Here is a 24,398-nt window from a genome sequence, read left to right as displayed (position 1 = left end):
TCGTACGGGACGTGCCCGCCCCGTGCGGGTCAGGCGGGGATCTGCTGCCGCGCGGGAGCCCAGCAGCGGATGATGTCGCGGACCGAGACGATGCCGACCGGCCCGCCGTCGTCGAGCACGATCAGATGCCGGAAGCCGCCGTGCGCCATCGCCGAGGCGGCCTCCTCCAGCGTCCAGCCGGAAGCGGCGAAGACGACGTCGGTGGTGGTGTGGGTGCAGGCGGTCTCGGTGTCGGGATTCTGGCCCAGGGCGAGTGAGTTGAGGATGTCGCGCTCGGTGAGAATGCCGAGGCCGGAGGAGTCCTCGTCGAGGACCACCGCCGCCCCGACACGGCGTGCCGACATCAGTCTGGCCGCCTGGCGGAGCGTGTGGGTCGGGCCGATGGTGAGGACCACCGTGCTCATGGCGTCGCGGACGAGCATGGGCTGGAGCCACCTCCTTGGTGAACCGCCGGTCTCCGGGTGTGGCACTGGAGAAACGGTTCACAAGTTCACAAGTGGGGGAGCTCTCAGAGTCGCAGTTAAAGGGAGGGTCAACAAGAGGGCGCGTGCGGCGAGTTCGGGGGCGCCCGAGGAGTACTCAGCAGTCCCGGACCGACCGGGGCTGCTCAGGAGTCGCGCCCGGCATCTCTTGCCGGGGTAAAGAACCGACGGGTGAGGGCAAGGCCGGTGACGGGTTCCGGTCGCCGGCGGCGCGGTGTCGGCCGGCGCTCACGCACCTCGCCGACCGCCGCCCGCCCGGGGTCAGTAGCGCTGGTTCAGGTAACCGAGCATCTCGTCGTGCAGGATGCCGTTCGACGCGGCCGCGTTGCCGCTGTGCGGGCCGGGACGGCCGTCGAGTCCGGTGAAGGAGCCGCCCGCCTCGGTCACCACGATCGCGTTCGCCGCCATGTCCCAGAGCGACAGCTCGGGTTCGGCGCAGATGTCCACGGAGCCCTCGGCCACCATCATGTACGGCCAGAAGTCGCCGTAACCGCGGGTGCGCCACACGGCCTTCGTGAGGTCGAGGAAACCGTCGAGCCGGCCCTGGTCCTCCCAGCCGGACAGCGAGGAGTACGCGAACGAGGCGTCGGACATCCGGGACACGCTGGAGACCCGCAGCCGGCTCGCCGAGGACAGGCTGCGGCCGGTGAAGGCGCCGTGGCCCTTCGCCGCCCACCAGCGGCGACCGAGCGCGGGCGCGGAGACCACGCCGACGACCGGCCGGTAGCCGCCCTCGGCCGCCTCCATCAGGGAGATCAGCGTCGCCCAGACGGGGACACCGCGGACGTAGTTCTTGGTGCCGTCGATCGGGTCCACGACCCAGCGGCGCGGGCCCGTTCCCTCGACGCCGTACTCCTCGCCGAGGATCGCGTCGCGCGGCCTGGCCCGCTGGAGATGACCGCGGATGATCTCCTCGGCGGCCTTGTCCGCCTCGCTCACCGGCGTCATGTCCGGCTTGGTCTCGACCTTCAGGTCGAGCGCCTTGAACCGGTCCATCGTCGCGGCGTCGGCGGCGTCCGCGAGGACATGGGCGAGCCGCAGGTCATCGAGATAGTCGGGCATGACCGAACCGTATCTGTCCGCGTCGGGACGGGGCTACAGGGGACCGAAGGATGATCCGCTGCCCGCGCCGGCAGAGTTCGTCGGCCTGTGGGTCGGGGGCGTGCGACCGGGCGGGGATGCGTGCGGTCCGGCCGCGTGCGCCCTCCGTACACGCGGTGAACCCGCCGGAGACGCCGCGGACCCTTGACAGTGCTTCCGTGCCCGTCAAATCTGACTGCAGAGCCGCTCGCCCCAGGGAGGCGATGATGCCCGCAGCGCGAGAATCCCTCTTGGACGCCGCCTACACGGCGCTGGCGCGCAGAGCGTGGTCGGCCGTGCGGATGGTCGACGTGGCCGCGGTGGCGGGGGTGTCACGCCAGACGCTCTACAACGAGTTCGGCAGCAAGGACGGCCTCGCGCGCGCCCTCGTACGCCGGGAGGCCGACGCCTATCTCGCCGGGGTCGACCGGGCGCTCGCCACCCACACGGACGCCCGGGACCGGCTGGTCGCGGCCGTCGAGTGGACGGCCTCGGCGGCCCGCAGCAACGCACTGGTGCGGGCGATGCTCACCGGGTGCTGGGGCGAACGGCTGCCCGCGCCCGGCCTTGCCGCCGTGCCGTCGGCGTCCGTGGTGCCCGCGCAGCGGCGGGCGGACGGTCCGCTGCCCTCGCCCGCGGACTTCGTGACGCTGGTCAGGGACCGGGCCGTCGCCACGCTCGGCGTCTCGCGGGCGGAGGCCGCCGAGGTCACGCGGTCCTGCGAACTCGTCGTCCGGCTCGGGCTGTCGTACGTGGTCGCGCCGCCCGCGGAGAGCGGGGCCACGGACCTGGTGAAGGCCGCGCTGGCGTCGTCGCACCGGAACGGGGTCTGAAGCCGCCCCGGGGCGCCGGACGCCCGACGCCTCAGTGGGCCGAGCCCGACAGCTGGAGGCCGATGACGCCCATGATGACGAAGCTGATGGAGACGATCTTGAGGACCGAGACCAGGTCGTCGAGGAAGATCATTCCGTAGATGGCGGTGCCCGCCGCGCCGATCCCCGTCCACACCGCGTACGCCGGCCCCACGTCGAGCTTCTTCAGGGACAGCGTCAGCAGACCGAAGCTGCCGAGGGCGAAGACGCAGAAGGCCACGGTGGGCCAGAGTCTGGTGAAGCCGTGCGACAGCTTCAGACAGACGGCGAAGCCGGTTTCGAGCAGTCCCGCAACAACGACCAGCAGCCACGCCATGTCGTGTCCTCCCTTGTCCGCACGTCGACTGCTTCGGCTGGCCCGGATCCGGCTCGGTGCGATTATGCATTCAACGGCCGGGAGAAGCCCTTACCGACCATGGACCCACGCAAACACGCCGACGTCAGTCGCCCTCGTGGCGCTCCCGCGTGGCGAGCAGCCGGCGCAGCGAGTAGAGGCGCTGCGGATCCGCGTGACCGTCCGCCACCCACTGGTCGAGCGCGCACTCCGGCTCGTCGTGACTGCACGCGCGCGGACAGCCCTCGGTGCCGGGTTCGAGATCGGGGAAGGCGTGGATGACTCGGGACGGGTCGACGTGGTTCAGGCCGAAGGAGCGGACGCCGGGGGTGTCGACCAGCCAGCCGCCCGCCTTGCCCGCCAGCGGCAGGGCCAGCGCGGAGGTCGTGGTGTGCCGGCCGCGGCCGGTGACCGCGTTGACGTGACCGGTCGTCCGGCGCTGCTCCGGCGGCACCAGCGCGTTCACCAGGGTCGTCTTGCCGACACCCGAGTGACCGACGAACGCCGTGATCCTGCCGACGAGTTGTTCCCGTACGAGGTCGGCCGCGGCCTCGCTCTCCAGCTCCTCGCGGCTGGTCACCACGTACGGGATGTCCAGCGCGCCGTACAGCTCCAGGAACTTGTCCGGCGGCGCGAGGTCCGACTTCGTCAGGACGAGGAGCGGGGTGAGGCCGCCGTCGAAGGCCGCCACCAGACAGCGGTCGATCAGCCGGGGGCGCGGCTCGGGGTCGGCGAGGGCGGTGACGATGGCGAGCTGGTCGGCGTTGGCGACGACGACGCGCTCGAACGGGTCGTCGTCGTCGGCCGTGCGGCGCAGCACGGACGTGCGCGGCTCGATGCGGACGATGCGGGCGAGGGTGTCCTTCTCGCCGGACAGGTCGCCGACGATGGCCACCCGGTCACCGACGACGGCGGCCTTGCGGCCCAGTTCGCGCGCCTTCATCGCCATCACGACCCGGTCGTCGACCAGGCAGGTCAGCCGGCCGCGGTCGACCGTGAGGACCATGCCCCCGACGGCTTCCTCGTGCTTGGGGCGGATGTTCGTGCGCGGACGGTTGCCCTTGCGGTTCGGCCGCTGGCGGATGTCGTCCTCGTCGGTGTTCTTGTTGTAACGGCGCATGATCCAGGTCCGCCCGTCAGTTCCCGAGCATTGCGGTCCACAGGTCGGGGAAGTCCGGCAGCGTCTTCGCGGTCGTCGCCACGTTCTCGATCTGGACGCCCTCCACCGCCAGCCCGAGGATCGCGCCGGCCGTCGCCATGCGGTGGTCGTCGTACGTGTGGAAGACGCCGCCGTGCAGCCGGCGCGGCCGGATGTGCAGACCGTCGGCGGTCTCGGTGACGTCGCCGCCGAGTTCGTTGATCTCCTTGGTGAGCGCGGCCAGCCGGTCCGTCTCGTGCAGCCGCAGGTGGGCCACGCCCCGCAGGGTGGAGGGGGAGTCGGCGAGCGCCGCGACCGCCGCGATGCCCGGGGTCAGCTCCCCGACCTCGCCGAGGTCCACGTCGATGCCGTGGATCGCACCCGAACCGGTGAACTCCAGGCCGGTCTCGGTCAGTTCGCAGGAACCGCCCATCTCGGTGAAGATCTCCCGCAGCCGGTCACCGGGCTGGGTGGTGTGGGCGGGCCAGTCGGGCACGACGACCGTGCCACCGGTCACGAGGGCGGCCGCGAGGAACGGCTGGGCGTTCGACAGATCGGGCTCGACGATCAGGTCGCGGCCGAGCAGCGCGCCCGGCGTCACCCGCCACACGTTCGGCTCGCCGCCCGACTCCGGGGTGTCCACCTGGGCACCGACGGCGCGCAGCATGTCCACGGTCATCCGGATGTGCGGCATGGAGGGGAGCGTCGAGCCGGTGTGCCGGACCTCGACGCCCTGGTTGAAGCGCGGCGCGGAGAGCAGCAGGGCGGACACGAACTGGGAGGACGACGAGGCGTCGATCTCCACCGGGCCGCCGTCCAGCGAACCCTGGCCGTGCACGGTCAGCGGCAGCGCGCCGCGGTCGTTGTCGTCGATCCGGGCGCCGAGCAGCCGCAGCGCGTCGATCACTCCGTGCAGCGGACGCTCGTACGACCGCGGGTCGCCGTCGAAGCGGATCGGGCCGTCCGCGAGCGCGGCGACCGGGGGCAGGAAGCGCATCACCGTGCCGGCGTTGCCGACGTCGACCGTGGCCGGGCCGCGCAGGCCCGAGGGGATGATCCGCCAGGCCTCGCCGGAGGCGTCCGGGCCCGCCGCGACCGTCGAGCTGGAGGCGACCGTCTCCTCGATGCCCACGCCCATGGCACGCAGCGCGCCCGCCATCAGCAGGGTGTCGCGGGAACGCAGCGGGCGGCGCAGCCAGCCCGGCTCGGAGGCCAGCGCGGCCAGCACGAGAGCGCGGTTCGTGACCGACTTGGACCCCGGCACGTGGACCGTCGCGTCGACGGCCCCGCTTGCGTACGGGGCGGGCCAGAGGGCGGTGTGGGCGGGGTTCGCGGTCATGCGCTCCACTTTATCGGCTGGAGGCCGGGCCGCCGTTGGTCCGTCACGGCCGAAGACACCGTCGGACGGGCGCGGGGACCCTCCCGTGCCCCGGGTACCGCGGACGGCCGCGCCGCAGCTCGGGACCCCTCAGCGCCCGTGGGGGGCCGAGCGGCCGGGCAGCCGGCTCACACCTCCAGCAGCCACCGCGCGCCGCCCATCAGCGAGCACAGCGACACGGCGTGGAACAGGAACAGCCACAGTCCCGCCGGTACGTGGGTGAGCCGCGACAACTGGTCGGCGTCCGAGTCGCCCGCGTTGCCGCGCATCCGCTTCGCCTGGAGCTCGAACGCCGGCCGGACACCGCCGAGCAGCAGGAACCACACCACGGCGTACGCGAACGCCGCCTGCACCTGGGGTCCGGTGAGCCAGGACACCAACACGAACGTTCCGCCGGCGAGGATCACGGTCAGCGCGCCGTACGCGTTGCGGATCATCACCAGCATGGCTATCAGCAGGGCCGTGGCCAGCCACAGCAGCAGGGTGATGTGGCCCGCGGCGAGGAGGGCCGCCCCGCCGAGGCCGAGCAGCGGGGGAGCGGTGTAGCCGGCCGCGGCGGTCAGGATCATGCCGAGGCCGGTCGGCTTGCCGCGGCTCACCGTCAGGCCGCTGGTGTCCGAGTGCAGCCGGATGCCGCTCAGGCTGCGTCCGGTGAGCAGCGCGACCAGCCCGTGCCCGCCCTCGTGGGCGATGGTGACGGCGTTGCGGGAGAGGCGCCACACCCCGTGCGGGACGACCGCCGCGAGGGCCGCGACCAGAGTGGCGATCACCACCCACAGATCGGGGTCCGGCTGGCTGCCGAAGACCTCGTCCCACAGCGTGCTCAGGGAGGCCAGCGAGGTGGATGCGGTGCTGTCCATGGTCGGCGGGGGCTCCCTCTCGTGACGCGGAGTCTGGCAGTCTGGCACGTATGTGCGGACGGTATGCGGCGAGTCGTCGACCCGAGGATCTCGCAGGAATCTTTGAGATCGAGAAGTGGGACGTCGAGGAGACTCTGGCTCCCGATTACAACGTGGCCCCGACGAAGGAGGTCTACGCCGTCCTCGACCGTCCTGTTAAGGACGCGGACAGCCCGAGACCGGTTCGCCAGCTGCGGAAGCTGAAGTGGGGGCTCGTCCCGTCGTGGGCCAAGACGCCCGAGGGCGGCGCCCGGATGATCAACGCGCGGGCCGAGACGGTGCACGAGAAGCCCTCGTACCGCCGGGCCTTCACCTCGCGGCGCTGCATCATCCCGGCCGACGGCTACTACGAGTGGGTCACCGGCACCGCCGAGCGCGACCTGGAGGTCGAGGGCAAGAAGAAGCGGCCGCGCAAGCAGCCCTACTTCGTGACCCCCGCGGACGGCTCGGTCTTCGCGATGGCCGGGCTCTACGAGTTCTGGCGGGACCGGACCCTGCCGGACGAGCACCCGCTGGCCTGGTGGGTGACCTGCTCGGTGATCACGACCGAGGCGGAGACCACGCCGCTCGCGGTGGCGCCCGACGAGGGCCCGCGGGCGCTGGCCGACATCCACCCCCGGATGCCCCTGATGCTCACCCCGGACCGCTGGGACAGCTGGCTCGACCCGGCCGACACCGACCCGGACGCCCTGCGTGACCTGCTCGCCCCGCCGCCCACCGGACTGATGCGCGCGTTCCCCGTCTCCACGGCGGTCAGCAACGTCCGCAACAACGGACCGGAGCTGCTGAAGGAGCTGGAGGGGCCCGAGGAGGGCACACTCTTCTGACGTGACCGAGATCAACAGCGTGAGCGAGACGATCGAGACGGACGCCGGCCCGGCCCGCGTCACCTGGCACCGCGCGGCGCGACCGCGGCTCGTCCTCGCCGTGAGCCACGGCGCGGGCGGCGGCATCGAGGCCCGGGACCTCCGGGCGCTCGCCGGGGTGCTCCCCGGGCACGGGGTGAGCGTCGCCCTCGTCGAACAGCCCTGGCGGGTGGCCGGCAAGAAGATGGCGCCCGCGCCGAAGACACTGGACGTCGGCTGGCGCGGGGTGTGGCCGGCCCTGGCGAAGACCGGACTGCCGGTGATCTCCGGCGGCCGCAGCGCGGGCGCCCGCGTCGCCTGCCGTACCGCGTCCGAGCTCGGGGCCGCCGCCGTCCTCGCGCTCAGCTTCCCGCTGCACCCGCCGGGCAGACCGGAGAAGTCCCGCGCCGACGAACTGCTCGGTGCCGGGGTGCCCACCCTCGTCGTCCAGGGCGGCAACGACCCGTTCGGCCGACCGCGGGAGTTCCCGGACGGCCCGTACGAGCTGGTCGAGGTGGCGTACGCGGACCACGGCTTCGCCGTACCGAAGAAGGCGCCCCTCGGACAGGAGGAGGCCCTGGAGATCGTCACGGACGGTGTCGTGCGGTGGTCCGCGTCACTCGGGTGATGCCCGGGAATGTTGCGTGACGGACCACTGTTGTGCGGATCAGACAGCACGGAGCGCGTGCTGGACCGTTCGTACGAGAGGAAGTCCGCCGCATGGGTTCGACCTTCTGCCCGAGCCGCAGCAGCCGCGCTGACCTGGACTGGACGGTGCTGCGCGCGGGTAAGAACACTCCGGTTCGGACACCGGGCGGCCAGGATGTACGTCCCTCCCCGGCCGCTGGGCAAGCCGCCCCGACCGAAGGTCGTCTATTCTCCGATTCCAGTGGGACCGGTCTCGGTCCCGCTACATCGCTGGAGGAGGTGGGTCCGGTCACTGGGACCGACGCAGGGACCGATAACGGCCAGGCGGAGCAGCCCGAGGGCCAGGGCACGAGCGACGCGACGGCGGAATCGTCCGCCGAGCGCACCGCGCGCTTCGAGCGGGACGCGCTCGAATTCCTCGACCAGATGTACTCGGCCGCCCTGCGCATGACGCGCAACCCGGCCGACGCCGAGGACCTGGTGCAGGAGACGTACGCCAAGGCGTACGCGTCCTTCCACCAGTTCCGTGAGGGCACCAACCTCAAGGCGTGGCTGTACCGCATTCTCACCAACACCTTCATCAACTCGTACCGCAAGAAGCAGCGCGAACCCCAGCGCAGTGCGGCCGAGGAGATCGAGGACTGGCAGCTCGCGCGCGCCGAGTCGCACATGTCGACCGGACTGCGCTCCGCGGAGTCGCAGGCGCTCGACCACCTGCCCGACTCGGACGTCAAGCAGGCGCTGCAGGCGATTCCCGAGGAATTCCGCATCGCCGTGTATCTCGCGGACGTAGAGGGCTTTGCGTACAAGGAGATCGCGGACATCATGGGGACACCCATCGGAACGGTGATGTCCCGGCTGCACCGAGGCCGTCGCCAACTGCGCGGCATGCTGGAGGACTACGCCCGTGACCGCGGGCTGGTCCCCGCGGGCGCCGGAGAGTCGAACGAAGCGAAAGGCTCGGGCTCATGAGCTGCGGAGAGCCGCACGAGACGGATTGCAGTGAGGTACTCGATCACCTCTACGAGTTCCTCGATCATGAGATGCCGGACGCGGACTGCACCAAGTTCGAGGTCCACTTCGAGGAGTGCTCCCCGTGCCTCGAGAAGTACGGCCTCGAACAAGCTGTCAAGAAGCTGGTGAAGCGGTGCTGCGGTCATGACGACGTGCCCACCGATCTGCGGGCCAAGGTCATGGGACGCATCGACCTCATCCGCTCGGGGCAGGCCGTTCCCGACCACGACGTGACCGCGACGGCCCGGGAGTCCTGACCCCGGCGCGACCGTCACGGACCGAAAGACCGTCCGTCCGTCACCCGAACGTGCTAATCCGCGGGCTTCCGGCCCGCGGATTCGTGCATACCCGTCCACGTGCCGCTTTCCCCGTCCTAGGCTCCGGAGCCTGAGACCGGGGGAGGGACGAGGAAGATGGGTTCGGTTCCGGCGGGAGCCCGGGTGTACGTGGCCTGTGTCGTTCTCGCGGCACTCGCCTGCCTCGCCCCCGTGCCGGACCTCCGTGTCCCCTGGTGGATCGTCGCCCTGCTCGCCGTGCTCTACGCCGGCTGCGACCACATCCCACCGCCCCGCGGACCGCGCGCCGCCGGATCACCGGGCGGCGAGACCCCGCAGGGCATGGGCACCTTCCTCCCCGTCCTGCTGGCCGGCGCCTTCCTGCTGCCCCCGTCCGCCGCCGCCCTCGTCGCGCTGCCCGGCGCCCTGCTCGCCCGGGTCGACCAGCGACCGCGCACCCCGCGCCGCGTCTGGCGCGCCGCCCAGCTGGCCGTCGCCGTCTGGGCGGCCTCCCGGGCGTACGACGCGCTCGGTGGCCCGGACGCCGTGGCCACCCCCCGTTTCCCCTACGCGCTGGTCCCCGCGGGCGCCGCCGTCCTCACCTTCTGCGCCGTGCTCGCCGTTCTCGACGGCGGCATCCTCGCGCTCGCCGAACGGGCGCCGCTGCGCACCGCCTGGCGCGGCCTCTTCGCGCGCTCGCTGGCCCCCGTCGCCGCGCACGGACTGGCCGGACTGATGATGGCGGTGCTCTGGCGCAGCCCGTACGGCCCCGTCGCCGCCCTGCTCGTGCTGCTTCCCATGTACGTGTCCTGCTGGGTCTTCGCCCAGTACCACCGGGAGCGCGCCGCCCACCAGGCCACCATCCGCGCCCTCGTCCAGGCCGTCGACATCAAGGACGGCTACACCCGCGGACACAGCGAGCGGGTCGGCCAGGCGTCCATGATGATCGCCCGCGAACTCGGCATGGACGACGACCGCGTCGAGGGACTGCGCTTCGCCGGGATCCTGCACGACGTCGGCAAGCTCGGCGTGCCCACCCGGCTGCTGCGCAAGGACGGCCCGCTGACCCCCGAGGAACGCCGGATCATCGAGCTGCACCCCGAGTACGGGCACGAGATGGTCCGCGGGATCGCCTTCCTCGGCGAGGCCCGCTCGGCGATCCTGCACCACCACGAACGGCTGGACGGCAGCGGATATCCGTACGGGCTGGCCGGTGCGCAGATCCCCGAGTTCGCCCGGGTGGTCGCCGTCGCCGACGCCTTCGACGCGATGACCTCCACCCGGTCCTACCGCAGGGCCCGGCCGGTACCGGCCGCCCTGGAGGAGCTGGAGCGCTGCGCCGGGGCGCAGTTCGACCCCGGCATGGTCGAGGCGCTGGTGCGGGCGCTCGGCCGGCACGGCTGGCACCCCGCGGTGACCGCGGACATCGGCCCGCCCGCCGTCCCCGGCGCAGGACCGGTCTCCCCGCACGCCTCCGGCGCCCTCGGCCGGGGGGCGCCGTGAGCACCGCCGCACCCCGGCACGGGCTGACCGCACGTCCCGCACGCTTCCCGTCGGCGGTGGCCCCGCCCGCCACGATCACCGCCGTACGCGCCCTCGCCCTCCTCCTCACCGTCCTCGCCCTCGGCGTCACCCTCTGGGACGGGCTCGACGACCGCGGTACGGTGCTGGCCTTCGGCGTGCTCATCGCCGTCGGAGAGCTGGCCCGCTGGAGCGGAGCCGAGGAACGGGAGTCGGCCCCCCTCGGAGCAGCCGGAGCCCTCGCGTACGCGCTGCTCGGCGAGAACGCGGGGCAGCGCACCGGACACGGTGTCCTCCAGGTCGTCGCCGTGGTCGTCGCGGCGGCCCTGGTCGGCTGCGTCCCGCACGTCGCCCGCGGCCGCGGTCCCACCCTCGACCACCTCGCCCGCCGCGTCCTCACCGTGGCCTTCGCCGCCGTCTGCTTCCAACCCCTCTACAACCAGGGCAGGTTGCCGGCGTGGGGAGGTCCCGCGGTCGCGCTGCTGCTCGTCGCGCTGCTCGTGGTCACCACGCTCTGGGACGCCGTGCTCGCGGCGGCGACGGCGCACGCGCGGACCCGGTGGCCGTTCGGGCCGCTGCTGCGCGACGAACTGCGGGCCACGCTCGGGATCGGCACGGCCGTGTGCGCGACCGGGGCCGTCATGGCGCTCGCCGTCGCGGTGGTCGGACTGTGGGCCCTGCCCGTGTTCTCGCTGCCGCTGCTGCTCACCCAGCTGTCCTTCCGGCGGTACGCGGCGGTGCGGGTCACCTACCGCCAGACGATCGCCTCGCTCGCCCGGGCGACCGAGATCGCCGGGTACACCCCGGCCGGGCACGCCCGCCGGGTGGCCGCCCTCAGCCGGGCCGTCGGCCGTGAGCTGGGCCTGTCCGAACCCGGCCTCACCGTCCTGGAGTACGCGGCACTGATGCACGACATCGGACAGCTCAGCCTGGTCGACCCCGTGCCGGCCGGAGCGACCGCCGGCCTCCCGCCGGACGAGCAGCGGCGGATCGCGCTGCTCGGCGGTGCCGTCGTCCGGCAGACCGGCGTGGACGCCGAGGTCGCCGTGGTGGTGGAGCGCCAGGCGGATCCGTACCGGGAGCAGCCCGTCACCGCGCGCATCGTCCGCGCCGTGAACGCATACGAGGAGATGGCCCGGGAAGCAGGGCCCGGAGGGCCGCTGACGGCCCTGGAGAAGCTGCGGCTCGCGACCGCCCGCGACTACCAGCCCGAGGTCGTGGAGTCGCTGGCCCGGGTCCTGTCACGACCCGGTCTGACCTTGCCCTGGGCTGGGTAACCCATGGGTAATGAGCGGCCGTCCGACGGTACGTGGTTGGATGCGAGGAAGAGGGTGTTCGGGGGTACGGGCCTGCCCGGGCCCGCACTGCCTTCAGGGGACTCTTCAAAGAACCGGCAGGCGGGAAACGCAAGGAACTGGCAGGCGGGAATCGTGAGGATCTTCGGCAAGGGACGACACCGGCCCTCCGCCTCATGGCGGCAGGCCACCGATCGTGCGTTCACGCTCATCGGCGACGGCCGGTACGAGGACGCGGGAGCGCTGCTGACGCGGGCCGCGGACCTGGAGCCCTGGCTGTCCGAGTCCTGGTTCAACCTGGCGCTGCTCCACAAGTTCCGGCACGACTGGGAGCAGGCACGGGCGGCGGGCCTGCGGGCCGTCGCGCTGCTCGACCGGGAGACCGGCGCACCCGACTGGTGGAACGTCGGGATCGCGGCCACCGCCCTCCAGGACTGGCCGCTGGCCCGCCGCGCGTGGCAGGCGTACGGGCTGCGGGTGCCCGGCGGTGCCGCCGTCTCCGGCGAGCCGGTGGGCATGGACCTCGGCAGCGCGGCCGTCCGGCTGTCGCCCGAGGGTGAGGCCGAGGTCGTGTGGGGGCGGCGGCTGGACCCCGCCCGTATCGAGGTGCTGTCGATCCCGCTGCCGTCCTCCGGGCGCCGCTGGGGCGAGGTCGTGCTGCACGACGGCGTCCCGCACGGCGAGCGGACCACCGCGGCGGGCCACTCGTATCCGGTCTTCGACGAGATCGAGCTGTGGGCCCCCTCACCGGTGCCGACCTGGGTCGTCCTGCTGGAGGCGGCGACCGAGGACGACCGGGACGCGCTGGAGCAGCTCGCGGCCGACGCGGGGTTCGCCGCCGAGGACTGGTCCTCGTCCGTGCGGCTGCTGTGCCGGATGTGCTCCGAGTCACGGATGCCGTCCGACGAGGGCGACGGGGAGCACCTGGACCCGCACGACCACAGCGAGCCGGGACACCCGGGCCCGCTGGGACACCGCACCGACGGGCAGCTGTGGGTTCCCGAGCGGGAGTGCGGGCTCGCGGCACCCGCCTCGCTGGTGCGCGGGCTGCTGGACGGCTGGGTGGCGGACAGCCCGGACTCCCGGGACTGGCGGGACCTGGAAGAGGTCTGCTGAGGTCCCCTTAGGCTGTACCCGCAGATTTCCCGAAGGTTTGAGGAAGGCGTACGTCGTCATGGCCCAGCAGGACACCGATCAGCAGCACGTGGGCGTGCTTCCCGTGGACGACGACGGCTACGTCATCGACACCGAGGAGGCCGAGGAGCGTGAGTCGGCCTACCGCGAGCGGGGTACCTCGCGGCCGATCACGGTGGTCGGCAACCCGGTGCTGCACAAGGAGTGCAAGGACGTCACCGACTTCGGCGACGAGCTGGACCGGCTGATCGCCGACATGTTCGCGAGCCAGCGCACCGCCGAGGGCGTGGGCCTGGCCGCCAACCAGATCGGCGTCGACCTGAAGGTCTTCGTCTACGACTGCCAGGACGACCAGGGCACCCGGCACGTCGGTGTGGTCTGCAACCCGAAGCTCGTCGACCTGCCGGCCGAGCAGCGTCAGCTCGACGAGAGCAACGAGGGCTGCCTGTCCGTGCCCACGGCGTACGCGCCGCTGGCCCGCCCCGACTACGCCGAGGTCACCGGTCAGGACGAGAAGGGCAACCCGGTCCGGGTACGCGGTACGGGCTACTTCGCGCGCTGCCTTCAGCACGAGACGGACCACCTGTACGGGTACCTGTACATCGACCGGCTCTCCAAGCGTGAACGCAAGGACGCCCTGCGGCAGATGGCCGAGAACGAACCGCGCTACGAGATCGTCGCGAACGACTGACAACGCCGACGTAGCACGTCTCCGGCCGTCCCGTACGGCTGTGACAGAAATTGACAGGCGGGACGCACGGCTCCTCGTGGGCCGGCTCGAACGGTGCCTGGTCAGGGGAACCTCCTGACCAGGCACCGTTCGTATGTGCGTCGCACGTTCGCTCCCTTGTGCTCTCCCGGTGATCCAGATTCAGTCACACAAGGGGAGATTCTCGGCACCTTGAGGTAGTGAATGGAGCAAATCCGTTCCCAGAACGGTCAGTTGTGGTGCTGAATGGGAAGTGCGGGGATACGCAACGGCGCACGCCCGGCACAGCGGGAGGGGCGTGGCGCCAACAGGCGGCTGAGAGGGGTTTGTTCGTGCATGCTTTCTCACACGGCTCTTCATCGACACCGACAGCGATCGCGGTCCCACCGGCGCTCTCTCTCCCGGTGATCGAGTCCGAGTTTCCCCGTCAACTGCACCCGTATTGGCCCAGGCTCCAGGAGAAGACCCGGACCTGGCTCCTCGAAAAGCGGCTCATGCCCGCGGACAAGGTCGAGGAATATGCCGACGGTCTGTGCTACACGGACTTGATGGCGGGCTACTACATAGGCGCTCCCGACGAGGTCATGCAGGCGATAGCCGACTACAGCGCGTGGTTCTTCGTCTGGGACGACCGCCACGACCGGGACGTCATCCACGGCCGCGCGGACGCCTGGCGGACGCTCAGGTTCCAGCTCCACGCGGCCCTCGACGCACCCGGGGACCACCTGCACCACCAGGATCCCCTGGTCGCGGGGTTCGCCGACAGCGTGGGCCGGCTGTACTCGTTCCTCGGGGAGAACTGGAACGAGCGGTTCGCGCTCCACTTCCACGCGGTGATCGAGGCGTACGACCGGGAATTCCGGAACCGTACGTCCGGCGCCGTGCCCACCGTCGAGGAATACCTCGAACTGCGGCGGCTCACCTTCGCGCACTGGATCTGGACCGACCTCCTGGAACCGAGCACGGGACAGGAACTCCCCGACACGGTACGACTGCACCCTGCATTTCACCGGGCGGCTCTGCTCAGTCAGGAATTCGCCGCCTGGTACAACGACCTCTGTTCGCTGCCGAAGGAAATAGCGGGCGACGAGGTCCACAATCTCGGCATCAGCCTCATTCACCATCAGGGGCTGACGCTCGAAGAAGCCGTCACCGAAGTCCGGCGCCGGGTCGAGGAATGCATCAGCGAATTCCTCGCCGCCGAGAAGGACGTCTTAAGGCTCGCCGAAACCCTCACGGACGGCACCGTGGAGGGAAAGGCGACGAGTGCCGCGGTGAGGGCGTGCGTCGGAAACATGCGGAACTGGTTCAGCTCCGTGTACTGGTTCCACCACGAGTCGGGCCGGTACATGGTCGACAGCTGGGACGACCGCTCGACACCCCCGTACGTCAACAATGAAGCGGCAGGTGAGAAATGACCGTCGAGTCCGTACGACCCGAGGTGCCCGAGGTGCTGGAGCTGTCCGTTCCGCCCCTCGCCGGAGGCGGGGTGCCCGTACTCGGGCACGGCTGGAAACTGGCCCGCGACCCGCTCGCCTTCTTCACCCAGCTGCGCGACCACGGCGACATCGTGCGCCTGAAGCTCGGCCCCAAGACGGTGTACGCCGTCACCACCCCCGCGCTCACCGGCGCGCTGGCGCTCAACCCGGACTACGAGATCGGCGGCCCCCTGTGGGAGTCGCTGGAAGGGCTGCTGGGCAACAAGGGCGTCGCGACGGCCAACGGACCGATGCACCGGCGCCAGCGGCGGACCATCCAGCCCGCGTTCCGCGCCGACATCATCCCCGAGTACGGGCCGATCATGGAGGAGGAGTCCCGCGCGTTCGCCGACCGCTGGGAGGGCGGGGCGACCGTCGACTGCACCTCCGAGTCCTTCCGCGTCGCCGTCCGCATGGCCGCCCGCTGCCTGTTGCGCGGCCGCTTCATGGACGAGCGCGCCGAGCGGCTCAGCCTCGCCCTCGCAACCGTGTTCCGCGGTATGTACCAGCGCATGGTCATACCCGCGGGGCCGCTCTATCGGCTCCCGCTTCCGTCCATGCGCAAATTCGACCGGGCATTGGCCGATTTGCACGCTCTCGTCGACGAGATCATCGCCGAGCGCCGCGCATCTGGTCAAAAGCCGGACGATTTGCTGACGGCATTGCTGGAGGCGAAGAACGACGACGGCGACCCCATCGACGAACAGGAGATCCACGACCAGGTCGTCGCGATACTGACGCCCGGAAGCGAAACCATCGCGTCCACGATCATGTGGCTGCTCCAAGTCCTCACCGAACACCCGGAAGAGGCGGACAAGGTGGCCGCCGAGGTGCAATCCGTCGTCGGGGACCGGCCCGTCGGATTCGACGACGTCCGGAAGCTGTCGCACACGAACAATGTCGTCGTCGAGGCCATGCGTTTGCGCCCCGCCGTATGGATATTGACGCGGCGGGCGGTGACCGAAACCGAACTGGGCGGCTATCGCATTCCGGCCGGTGCCGACATCGTCTACAGCCCGTACGCGATCCAGCGCGATCCCCGCTCGTACCAGGAGCATCTGGATTTCGACCCCGACCGCTGGCTTCCGGAACGCTCCAAGGACATCCCGAAGTACGCGATGCGGCCCTTCAGCGTCGGCAACCGCAAGTGCCCCAGTGACCACTTCTCGATGGCGCAGCTCACGCTCGTCACCGCGACCGTGGCCTCCCGCTGGCGCTTCGGGCAGGTGTCCGGCTCCAACGACGCGACCCGCGTCGGCATCACCCTGCGGCCGCACGGGCTGCGGCTGAAGGCCGACCCGCGCTAGCCGGGTCCACCGTCCGGCCCCGGCCGGACCGTACCCGCCCGCACGTCCACCTGGCGCACGTTCAGGCCGCCTCCGGGCCCCTGAACGTGCGCCGGTACGCGTTCGGGGTCGTGCCGAGGCTCCGGACGAACTGGTGGCGCAGGGCGGCGGCCGTGCCGAATCCCGTGCGGCTCGCTATCGCGTCCATCGTCTCGTCCGACGCCTCCAGCAACCGCTGTGCCAGCAGCACCCGTTGGCTCAGGATCCAGCGGTAGGGCGTGGTCCCGGTCTCCTGCTGGAAGCGGCGCGCGAAGGTGCGGGGCGCCATGTGGGCCCGGGCCGCGAGCTGTTCGACGGTGGTCTCCAGGTCGAGGTGCCGCTGCATCCACACCAGCACGTCACCGACCGTGTCGCACCGCGAGCGGGGCAGGGGCCGCTCGATGTACTGGGCCTGGCCGCCGTCCCGGTGCGGCGGGACCACCATGCGGCGGGCGATGGTGTTGGCCACCTCGGTGCCCTGCTCCTTGCGGACGATGTGCAGGCAGGCGTCGATCCCGGCGGCGGTGCCGGCCGAGGTGATCACCGGGTCCGCGTCGACGTACAGCACGTCCGGTTCCACGACCGCCCGCGGATACTGCCGGGCCAGCTCGTCGGCGTGCTGCCAGTGCACGGCGCAGCGGCGGCCGTCGAGCAGCCCGGCCGCGCCGAGCGCGAAGACGCCCGAACACACGCTGAGCACCCGGGACCCGCGGTCCACCGCCCGGCGCAGCGACGCGAGCAGTTCGGGCGGGTAGCCGCGGACGGCGAAGGTGTTCCCGGCGGGGACGACGACGAGGTCCGCCTCTTCGAGCCGGTCCAGGCCGTACGGCGTGGAGACCGTGAAGCCGGGGACATGGGTGCGGAGCGTCGGACCTTCGGCGGAGACGACCGCGAACTCGTAGACGGGCAGGCCCTCGTCGCTGCGGTCGAGGCCGAACACCTCGCACACGACGCCGAGTTCGAAGGGATGCACGCCGTCGAGCAGGACGGCCGCCACGTTGTTCAGCATGGTCCTCAGTGTGCACCGGAAGTGGCAGTAATTCGAGGGGGTGCGGCAGTTCTGCCACTGACGGTAAGGAGTCACCGGCGGGACACTGATGTTCATGAACGCACTGATGGACAACCTCGTCGGAATCCTCGTCGTCCTCGCGATCTTCGCGCTCGTGGCGCTCCCGTCCTTGATCGGGCTCGCCCGGGAGAGGCGGGTGGATCGTCAGCTCAGGGCGGCCGCCGGCGCCCGGCAGGACGCCTGGCGGCCACCGCGGCCTCAGGCCTTCGTCACGACCACCGTGACCGTCCACTCCTGAAGCCCCTTGCAGGAGATCCGGCCCGGATCGCTCGGGCACATCGGCCGGGACGAGGTCAGCCGGACCGTCCCGGCCGACACCGCCCGGTAGGCCGCGGCCGCGTCGCCGGGCTGGAGGACGATGCCGCCGTTGGTCGGCTCCAGGCCGCCGCCGTCGCTCTTCACGGGCTTCCAGGGGCGGGGAGTGGTGCCGTCCAGCGTGACGCGGAGCGTGTCCCCGGCCGCCAGGCAGTACGTGTGGCCGGTGTCGGCCGCGTCGAGCATCCCCTTCACCGTCGTGCAGTCCTGGTCCGAGGACGGGGGCGGTGACGCGGGTGAGGCCGACGAGGTGGGCGACGCGGGCGGGGTCGGCGACGCGGACCCGGGTGAGTGCGGGGACGACGGGGCGTCCGACGGCGACACGGTCCTGCCGCCGCCCGCCTCGCTTCCTCCCTGTGTTCCGCAGCCCGCCGCGAGGAGCAGGGTCAGTGCCGTGAGGGCGATGGTCCTGGTGTGGGTCGTTCGACGCATGGGGTGGCCTCCTTGCGGGTTGGACGTGCCACCGGCGGATCAGGATCCATCCGGCCCGCGTGACGTGCGACAGGGCCCCGGCCGCCACGGCGGCCGGGGCCCTGCGCGCGTTCGGTCAGCCGGTCGTCAGGGCGGTGTCGTCCACGACGAAGCTCGTCTGCTGGGAGGAGTCCTCGGCGCCGCTGAACTTCAGCGTGACGGTGGAGCCGGCGAAGGAGGACAGGTCGAAGGTCTTCTGGGCGTAGCCGGTGGCCTTGTTGAGGTTGGAGTAGGTCGCCAGCGTGGTGGAGCCGGCGGTGACGGTGAGCTTGTCGTAGGCCGTGCTGGTGCTGGTCTCGGCCGTGTCGATGTGCAGGTAGAAGGTGAGCGTCGCCTTGCAGCCGGCCGGGACGGTCACCGACTGGGACAGCGTGTCGGTGTGGGTCGAGCCGTAGCCGTCCAGCCAGGCCTTGGAGGAACCGCCGTGCGCGGCCTCACCGGTGTCGGTCGTGATGACGCCGCTCGACGCGGTCCACGAGGTGCTGCCCGACTCGAATCCCGGGTTGCCGAGCAACTGCGCCGCGGAGCAGGTGCCGCCGCCCGAGGTGCTCACGGTCCAGGTGAAGGAGGCCGACCCGGAGGCGCCGGTGCCGTCCTTCGCGGTGACGGTGACCGCGTAGGTGCCCGCGGTGCTCGCCGTGCCGGAGACCAGACCGGTCGAGGAGCTGATCGACAGCCCGGTCGGCAGCCCGGTCGCGCTGTACGTGAGGGCCGCGCCCGCGCTGTCGGTGGCCGCGATCTGCAGGCTCACCGAACTGCCCGTCGCCGTCGACCGGTTGCCCGGGTTGGTGACGGTCACCGTGTTGCCGGTGCTGCCGCCCGAGGTGAAGGCGGCCGTACCGTTCGGGGTGCCCCAGCCGGTCGGTCCGTCGTAGCCGGTGCCCGCGGTGCAGAAGTAGGACGGCGAGCAGGAGCCGTTGTTGCCGCTGGTCACGTCGTAGAGGCTCGACGTGTGGGAGTAGGGGTACTTCGCCGGGTAGTCGGCGGAGCCCGGGGTGCCCGCCAGCGCGTAGACACCGGCGATGATCGGGGCCGAGGCGCTGGTGCCGCCGTAGACCGCCCAGCCGGAGCCGCCGTAGGTGTCGTAGACGGCCACGCCGGTCGCGGGGTCGGCGACCGCGGAGACGTCGGACTCCATGCGCTTCGAGCAGCCGGTGTCGGTCTGCCAGCTCGGCTTGGTGTCGTACGCGGAGCAGCCGGAGCCGGTGCCCTCGGTGCTGTTGGTCTTCCAGACCGACTCGCTCCAGCCGCGGGAGCTCGACGAGGTGGTCAGCGCGGTTCCGCCGACCGCGGTCACGTACTGGGACGTGGCCGGGTACTCGGCGCCGTAGGCCTCGTCGCCCGACGAGACCGTGATCGCGACGCCGGGGTGCTTGAAGTACGAGGTGTCCTCGCCGGTCTGCGAGGAGGACTCGCTGCCGCCCCAGCTGTTGGAGACGAACTTCGCGCCGAGCGAGACCGCCTCGTTCTCCGCCGCGCCGAGGTCGGTGTCGTTCGCCGAATCGGCCTCCACGAGGACGATGTTGCAGTTCGGGCAGACGGCGCTGACCATGTCGATGTCGAGCGCCTCCTCACCCGCCCAGCCGCTGTCGTTGGTCGGCAGCGAGGTGGTCGAACCGGTCTGACTCACCTGCTTGAAGCAGCCGTTGGCCTTCGTGCAGGCCGACAGGCCGAACTGGGTGCGGTACGTGGCGAGGTCGGCGGCGGCGTTGGGGTCGTTGTACGCGTCGACGACGGCGACGGTCAGGCCGGAGCCGCCGGTCGAGGGCAGGTTGTAGGCGCTGTGCAGGTTGGCCGGGCTCAGGCCGGACACCGCGGCGGCCGCGTCCGGGGAGACGGCGGCGGCGAGCTTCTGGGCGATGTCGGTCCGGCGCTGCGCGAAGCACGACATCGTGCCGGGCCGGGCGGCCTCGGCGCACAGGTGCTTCGTCGCGACCTTCTGGCCGGCCTTCCCGGTGGCGTGGACGGCCTGCCGGGCGGGGTCGGTGAGAGCCCTGGAGTTCTGGGTGGTGTGCGAGATCGTGGGGGCCGGCGCGGGCTGGGCGTCCGCCGGCGGGGCCGCCGCGAACCCGGCGAGGCCGAGAGCGAGGGCCGGAAGGGCCGAGGTGAGGAGTCTTCGCAGGCTCCGGGCGGGTCTGCCGGAGGGTATCGGGCGCTGGGAACGCATGGGGGTGTCGCCTCCATCGGTTCGAGGCCGGTGCCGCGTGGGCCCTGGTGGGGCCCTGCGCGGTGCCACAGCCGGAAGTGGGGGTTCTCGGCGCTCTGAAGGACCGGCTCATGACGCGCGTAGCGCGGTTCACGGAGAGGTGCTCCGAGGCGACCCGCGCCCTGTCGTGCAATACGTCATGGGCATGCCAATCCAGTTGTCCTGCCGTGCCGCTGTCGGGCGATACGGCGGGACGGCCAGAACGTAGCCGGGCCCGGCGACCTGCGAACAGCCGTGCCCGCAGAACTTTGCCGCTCCATGGACGGGGATTGGAACGGGGATTGGCGGCCCGGGGGCAGCACGTGACGAAAGCCGGGCCGCACAGGCGGCCCGGCTCTCACCGGTCACGCGTGCGCGCCCCGGCTCTCAACGCTGACGTCCGGTCGGGCGACCGGTTCGGTGACGAACGGTCAGAAGTCCTCGTCGAGGTCGACCGAACCCTCCACCGCGACCTGGTACGCCGACGGGCGGCGCTCGAAGAAGTTCGTCAGCTCCTGGACACCCTGGAGCTCCATGAAGGAGAACGGGTTCTCCGAGCCGTACACCGGCGCGAAGCCCAGCCGCTGCAGGCGCTGGTCGGCGACGCACTCCAGGTACTGCCGCATCGAGTCGGTGTTCATCCCCGGCAGGCCCTCACCGCACAGGTCGCGCCCGAACTGCAGCTCGGCCTCGACGGCCTCGCGCAGCATGTCGGTCACCTGCTCCTGGAGCCGGTCGTCGAAGAGCTCCGGCTCCTCCTTGCGGACGGTGTCCACGACCTCGAAGGCGAAGCTCATGTGCATCGTCTCGTCGCGGAACACCCAGTTGGTGCCGGTCGCCAGGCCGTGCAGCAGACCCCGGCTGCGGAACCAGTAGACGTACGCGAAGGCACCGTAGAAGAAGAGGCCCTCGATGCACGCGGCGAAGCAGATCAGGTTCAGCAGGAAGCGGCGGCGGTCGGCCTGCGTCTCCAGCCGGTCCATCTTCTCGACCGAGTCCATCCACTTGAAGCAGAACTGCGCCTTCTCGCGGATGGACGGGATGTTCTCGACCGCGTCGAAGGCCGCCGCGCGGTCCGCGGGGTCGGGCAGGTACGTGTCGAGCAGCGTCAGATAGAACTGGACGTGCACGGCCTCCTCGAACAGCTGACGGCTCAGGTAGAGCCGCGCCTCGGGGGAGTTGATGTGCTTGTACAGGGTCAGCACGAGGTTGTTCGACACGATCGAGTCGCCCGTCGCGAAGAACGCGACCAGCCGGCCGATCATGTGCTGCTCACCCGGCGTCAGCTTCGCGAGGTCGGCGACGTCCGAGTGGAGGTCGACCTCCTCGACGGTCCAGGTGTTCTTGATCGCGTCCCGGTAGCGCTCGTAGAAGTCCGGGTAGCGCATGGGACGGAGAGTCAGTTCGAAGCCCGGGTCGAGCAGGTTCTTCTCGTGCTGGGTGTCGGTCATTACTGGCAGGCCTCGCAAGACTCGGGGTTTTCCAGGGAGCAGGCGACGGCGTCGGGGTCGGCGACCTGCTGGACGGGGATGGTCTTCTCGGGCTGCGCCTGGGCCTGGGCGGCGCGGGCGATGCGCGTCGCGGGACGGGACCGCAGGTAGTACGTGGTCTTCAGACCCGACTTCCAGGCGTAGGAGTACATCGAGGAGAGCTTGCCGATGGTCGGCGTCTCCAGGAACAGGTTCAGGGACTGCGCCTGGTCCAGGAACGGGGTCCGCGCGGCGGCCATGTCGATCAGGCCGCGCTGCGGGATCTCCCACGCCGTGCGGTACAGGTCGCGGACGTCCTGCGGCACCCAGGTGAAGCCCTGCACCGAGCCGCTGGACTCGCGCAGCGCCTCACGGGTCTGCGCGTCCCACACGCCGAGCTTCTTCAGCTCGGCCACCAGGTAGGAGTTGACCTGGAGGAACTCGCCGGAGAGTGTCTCGCGCTTGAACAGGTTCGACACCTGCGGCTCGATGCACTCGTAGACGCCCGCGATGGACGCGATGGTGGCGGTCGGCGCGATGGCGAGGAGCAGCGAGTTGCGCATGCCGACCTCGGCGATCCGCTGCCGCAGCGCCGCCCAGCGCTCCGGCCAGTTCAGCTCGACGTCGAAGTGGTCGGGGTGCAGCACACCGCGAGCGGTACGGGTCTTCTCCCAGGCGGGGAGCGGCCCGTTGCGCTCGGCGAGGTCCGCGGAGGCCTCGTAGGCGGCGAGCATGATGCGCTCGGCGATCCGGGTGGACAGGGCGCGCGCCTGCGGCGAGTCGAAGGGCAGCCGCAGCTTGAAGAAGACGTCCTGGAGGCCCATCGCGCCCAGACCGACCGGACGCCAGCGGGAGTTGGAGCGCCCCGCCTGCTCGGTCGGGTAGAAGTTGATGTCCACGACCCGGTCGAGGAAGGTGACCGCGGTGCGCACGGTCTCGTCGAGCCGCTCCCAGTCGATGTCGTCACCGACGACGAACGCGCCGAGGTTGACCGAGCCCAGGTTGCAGACCGCGGTCTCCCCGTCGTCCGTGACCTCCAGGATCTCGGTGCACAGGTTCGAGGAGTGGACGGTGTGGCCGGGCTCCGCCGTCTGGTTGGCGGTGCGGTTGGCGGCGTCCTTGAAGGTCATCCAGCCGTTGCCGGTCTGCGCGAGGGTGCGCATCATGCGGCCGTACAGGTCGCGGGCCGGGATGGTCTTCTTGGCGAGACCCGCCTCCTCGGCCTTGCGGTAGGCGGCATCGAACGCGTCGCCCCACAGGTCGACCAGCTCGGGCACGTCCGAGGGGGAGAAGAGCGACCAGACGCCGTCCTCGTTCACCCGGCGCATGAACTCGTCCGGGATCCAGTGGGCGAGGTTCAGGTTGTGCGTACGCCGGGCGTCCTCACCGGTGTTGTCGCGCAGCTCCAGGAACTCCTCGATGTCGGAGTGCCAGGTCTCCAGGTACACGGCGGCAGCGCCCTTGCGGCGACCGCCCTGGTTCACCGCGGCGACCGAGGCGTCGAGGGTCTTGAGGAACGGGACGATGCCGTTGGAGTGCCCGTTGGTGCCGCGGATCAGCGAACCGCGCGACCGGATGCGGGAGTACGACAGACCGATGCCGCCGGCGTGCTTCGACAGCCGGGCGACCTGGTGGTAGCGGTCGTAGATGGAGTCCAGCTCGTCCTGCGGGGAGTCGAGGAGGTAGCAGGACGACATCTGCGGGTGCCGCGTACCGGAGTTGAAGAGCGTGGGGGAGGACGGGAGGTAGTCGAGCCGGCTCATGAGCCCGTAGAGCGCGGAGACTTCGTCGACGGCGCGTGCCGTGTCGTCCTCGGCGAGGCCGGAGGCGACCCGCAGCATGAAGTGCTGGGGCGTCTCGACGACCTTGCGGGTGATGGGGTGGCGGAGCAGGTAACGGCTGTGCAGCGTACGGAGACCGAAGTAGCCGAAGCGGTCGTCGCCGGCCGTGTCGATCATCGCGTCGAGCCGGGCGGTGTGCAGCCGGACGAAGTCGGCGGTGCGGTCGGCGACCAGTCCCTCGCGGTGGCCGACGGCGACCGACTCGGAGAAGGTCGTGACGCCCTGGGACCTGGCCTCGGCGGCGATGCTGATGGTGAGCAGCCGGGCGGCGAGCCGGGAGTAGACCGGGTCCTCGGAGATGAGTCCGGCGGCCGCCTCCGTGGCCAGTTCGCGCAGTTCGGCCTCGTCGGCGCGGGCGGACCGGCCACGCAGCGCCGCGGCGGCGACCCGGCCGGGGTCGGCGTCGGCGAGGTCGGCGGTGAGGTCGGTCAGGGTCCGCAGCAGCGCGGCTCCGGGGCCGTCGGTCTCCACCGGGGCCTGGTGCTCGGTCACTGAAGCCGGATCTGCTGGCGCGATGGTCACGTGGGGCTCTCCCTCGCTCGGCACGGGGCCTGTCGGGGAGCACGGGGGCACACGGAAGCGCTTCTGGGCAGCCAGCGCACCGCGTCCACCGGCCCATTC

At 71.2% G+C, this 24,398-nt stretch carries 23 protein-coding genes; 12 read left to right on the top strand and 11 right to left on the bottom strand.

Going from position 1 to position 24,398, the window contains the following annotated elements; all coding sequences use genetic code 11:
• Window positions 1-29: 29 nt before the first annotated feature.
• Entirely contained in the window at window positions 30-422 is a 393-nt protein-coding gene (locus OG406_RS14715) for a CBS domain-containing protein (RefSeq protein WP_081219319.1), read from the bottom strand.
• 321 nt (window positions 423-743) lie between these two features.
• Entirely contained in the window at window positions 744-1,544 is an 801-nt protein-coding gene (gene hisN, locus OG406_RS14710; RefSeq protein ID WP_164371948.1) for a histidinol-phosphatase, read from the bottom strand.
• A gap of 242 nt (window positions 1,545-1,786) precedes the next feature.
• On the opposite strand from hisN, the gene OG406_RS14705 reads away from it, so the two are divergent.
• Window positions 1,787-2,395, top strand: a complete 609-nt coding sequence (locus OG406_RS14705) for a TetR/AcrR family transcriptional regulator (protein ID WP_267048492.1) — start codon at window positions 1,787-1,789, stop codon at window positions 2,393-2,395.
• Window positions 2,396-2,426: 31 nt separating this feature from the next.
• Here OG406_RS14705 and OG406_RS14700 read toward each other — a convergent pair whose 3' ends face one another.
• The 4 genes from OG406_RS14700 to OG406_RS14685 all read right to left on the bottom strand — a co-directional run bounded on the left by OG406_RS14700 (window position 2,427) and on the right by OG406_RS14685 (window position 6,144).
• Complete coding sequence (locus OG406_RS14700) at window positions 2,427-2,750, bottom strand: DMT family transporter (RefSeq protein WP_081219322.1); 324 nt, start codon at window positions 2,748-2,750, stop codon at window positions 2,427-2,429.
• Window positions 2,751-2,874: 124 nt separating this feature from the next.
• The gene (gene rsgA, locus OG406_RS14695) at window positions 2,875-3,888 is read right to left on the bottom strand and encodes a ribosome small subunit-dependent GTPase A (protein WP_164371950.1); all 1,014 of its coding nucleotides are present in this window, start codon (window positions 3,886-3,888) and stop codon (window positions 2,875-2,877) included.
• Between the two features lie 16 nt (window positions 3,889-3,904).
• On the bottom strand, window positions 3,905-5,245 hold the full coding sequence (gene aroA / locus OG406_RS14690) for a 3-phosphoshikimate 1-carboxyvinyltransferase (protein WP_081219324.1): 1,341 nt from the start codon (window positions 5,243-5,245) through the stop codon (window positions 3,905-3,907).
• Window positions 5,246-5,412: 167 nt separating this feature from the next.
• A complete protein-coding gene (locus tag OG406_RS14685; RefSeq protein ID WP_164371952.1) occupies window positions 5,413-6,144 on the bottom strand; it encodes a M50 family metallopeptidase in 732 nt (243 codons plus the stop codon).
• A 50-nt stretch (window positions 6,145-6,194) separates the two neighbouring features.
• On the opposite strand from OG406_RS14685, the gene OG406_RS14680 reads away from it, so the two are divergent.
• From OG406_RS14680 to OG406_RS14635, 10 genes are all read left to right on the top strand, one after another.
• The gene (locus tag OG406_RS14680) at window positions 6,195-7,010 is read left to right on the top strand and encodes an SOS response-associated peptidase (RefSeq protein ID WP_266616394.1); all 816 of its coding nucleotides are present in this window, start codon (window positions 6,195-6,197) and stop codon (window positions 7,008-7,010) included.
• Between the two features lie 19 nt (window positions 7,011-7,029).
• The gene (locus tag OG406_RS14675; protein ID WP_385390354.1) at window positions 7,030-7,656 is read left to right on the top strand and encodes an alpha/beta hydrolase family protein; all 627 of its coding nucleotides are present in this window, start codon (window positions 7,030-7,032) and stop codon (window positions 7,654-7,656) included.
• A 299-nt stretch (window positions 7,657-7,955) separates the two neighbouring features.
• The gene (gene sigR / locus OG406_RS14670) at window positions 7,956-8,648 is read left to right on the top strand and encodes an RNA polymerase sigma factor SigR (RefSeq protein WP_266616398.1); all 693 of its coding nucleotides are present in this window, start codon (window positions 7,956-7,958) and stop codon (window positions 8,646-8,648) included.
• Window positions 8,645-8,947 carry a mycothiol system anti-sigma-R factor gene (gene rsrA, locus OG406_RS14665; protein ID WP_081219328.1) on the top strand — a complete coding sequence of 101 codons (303 nt, stop codon included), beginning with the start codon at window positions 8,645-8,647 and terminating at the stop codon, window positions 8,945-8,947. Before sigR ends, rsrA begins: the two co-directional genes overlap by 4 nt.
• A 156-nt stretch (window positions 8,948-9,103) precedes the next feature.
• Window positions 9,104-10,468 (top strand): HD-GYP domain-containing protein, encoded by a 1,365-nt coding sequence (locus tag OG406_RS14660; protein ID WP_266846969.1) that lies wholly within the window; start codon window positions 9,104-9,106, stop codon window positions 10,466-10,468.
• A 74-nt stretch (window positions 10,469-10,542) separates the two neighbouring features.
• The gene (locus tag OG406_RS14655) at window positions 10,543-11,763 is read left to right on the top strand and encodes an HD-GYP domain-containing protein (RefSeq protein WP_329190804.1); all 1,221 of its coding nucleotides are present in this window, start codon (window positions 10,543-10,545) and stop codon (window positions 11,761-11,763) included.
• Between the two features lie 153 nt (window positions 11,764-11,916).
• A complete protein-coding gene (locus OG406_RS14650) occupies window positions 11,917-12,897 on the top strand; it encodes a tetratricopeptide repeat protein (protein WP_081219330.1) in 981 nt (326 codons plus the stop codon).
• A gap of 58 nt (window positions 12,898-12,955) precedes the next feature.
• Complete coding sequence (gene def / locus OG406_RS14645) at window positions 12,956-13,606, top strand: peptide deformylase (protein ID WP_081219331.1); 651 nt, start codon at window positions 12,956-12,958, stop codon at window positions 13,604-13,606.
• A gap of 350 nt (window positions 13,607-13,956) precedes the next feature.
• Window positions 13,957-15,042 (top strand): epi-isozizaene synthase, encoded by a 1,086-nt coding sequence (cyc1, locus tag OG406_RS14640; RefSeq protein WP_329186112.1) that lies wholly within the window; start codon window positions 13,957-13,959, stop codon window positions 15,040-15,042.
• Entirely contained in the window at window positions 15,039-16,409 is a 1,371-nt protein-coding gene (locus tag OG406_RS14635; protein ID WP_329186110.1) for a bifunctional albaflavenone monooxygenase/terpene synthase, read from the top strand. Before cyc1 ends, OG406_RS14635 begins: the two co-directional genes overlap by 4 nt.
• A gap of 61 nt (window positions 16,410-16,470) precedes the next feature.
• On the opposite strand, the gene OG406_RS14630 is transcribed toward OG406_RS14635, so the two are convergent.
• Window positions 16,471-17,436, bottom strand: coding sequence for a helix-turn-helix domain-containing protein (locus OG406_RS14630; RefSeq protein WP_081219334.1), 966 nt, complete (start codon window positions 17,434-17,436; stop codon window positions 16,471-16,473).
• A 94-nt stretch (window positions 17,437-17,530) separates the two neighbouring features.
• Between OG406_RS14630 and OG406_RS14625 the strand changes: the two genes are divergently transcribed.
• Entirely contained in the window at window positions 17,531-17,734 is a 204-nt protein-coding gene (locus OG406_RS14625) for a hypothetical protein (RefSeq protein WP_164371888.1), read from the top strand.
• Here OG406_RS14625 and OG406_RS14620 read toward each other — a convergent pair.
• The 4 genes from OG406_RS14620 to OG406_RS14605 form a co-directional block, all read right to left on the bottom strand.
• Window positions 17,695-18,243 carry a hypothetical protein gene (locus OG406_RS14620; RefSeq protein ID WP_329186106.1) on the bottom strand — a complete coding sequence of 183 codons (549 nt, stop codon included), beginning with the start codon at window positions 18,241-18,243 and terminating at the stop codon, window positions 17,695-17,697. The two genes, OG406_RS14625 and OG406_RS14620, sit on opposite strands and share 40 nt — an antisense overlap.
• 115 nt (window positions 18,244-18,358) lie before the next feature.
• Complete coding sequence (locus OG406_RS14615) at window positions 18,359-20,449, bottom strand: putative Ig domain-containing protein (RefSeq protein WP_329186104.1); 2,091 nt, start codon at window positions 20,447-20,449, stop codon at window positions 18,359-18,361.
• Window positions 20,450-20,898: 449 nt separating this feature from the next.
• Window positions 20,899-21,918, bottom strand: coding sequence for a ribonucleotide-diphosphate reductase subunit beta (locus tag OG406_RS14610; protein ID WP_329186102.1), 1,020 nt, complete (start codon window positions 21,916-21,918; stop codon window positions 20,899-20,901).
• Entirely contained in the window at window positions 21,918-24,299 is a 2,382-nt protein-coding gene (locus tag OG406_RS14605; protein WP_327408976.1) for a ribonucleoside-diphosphate reductase subunit alpha, read from the bottom strand. The genes OG406_RS14610 and OG406_RS14605 overlap by 1 nt, the downstream gene beginning before the upstream one ends.
• Between the last annotated feature and the right edge of the window lie 99 nt (window positions 24,300-24,398).

It is taken from the genome of Streptomyces sp. NBC_01428 (genome assembly GCF_036231965.1).
Lineage (GTDB): Bacteria > Actinomycetota > Actinomycetes > Streptomycetales > Streptomycetaceae > Streptomyces.
This window is presented reverse-complemented; position numbering and strand designations above follow the sequence as displayed.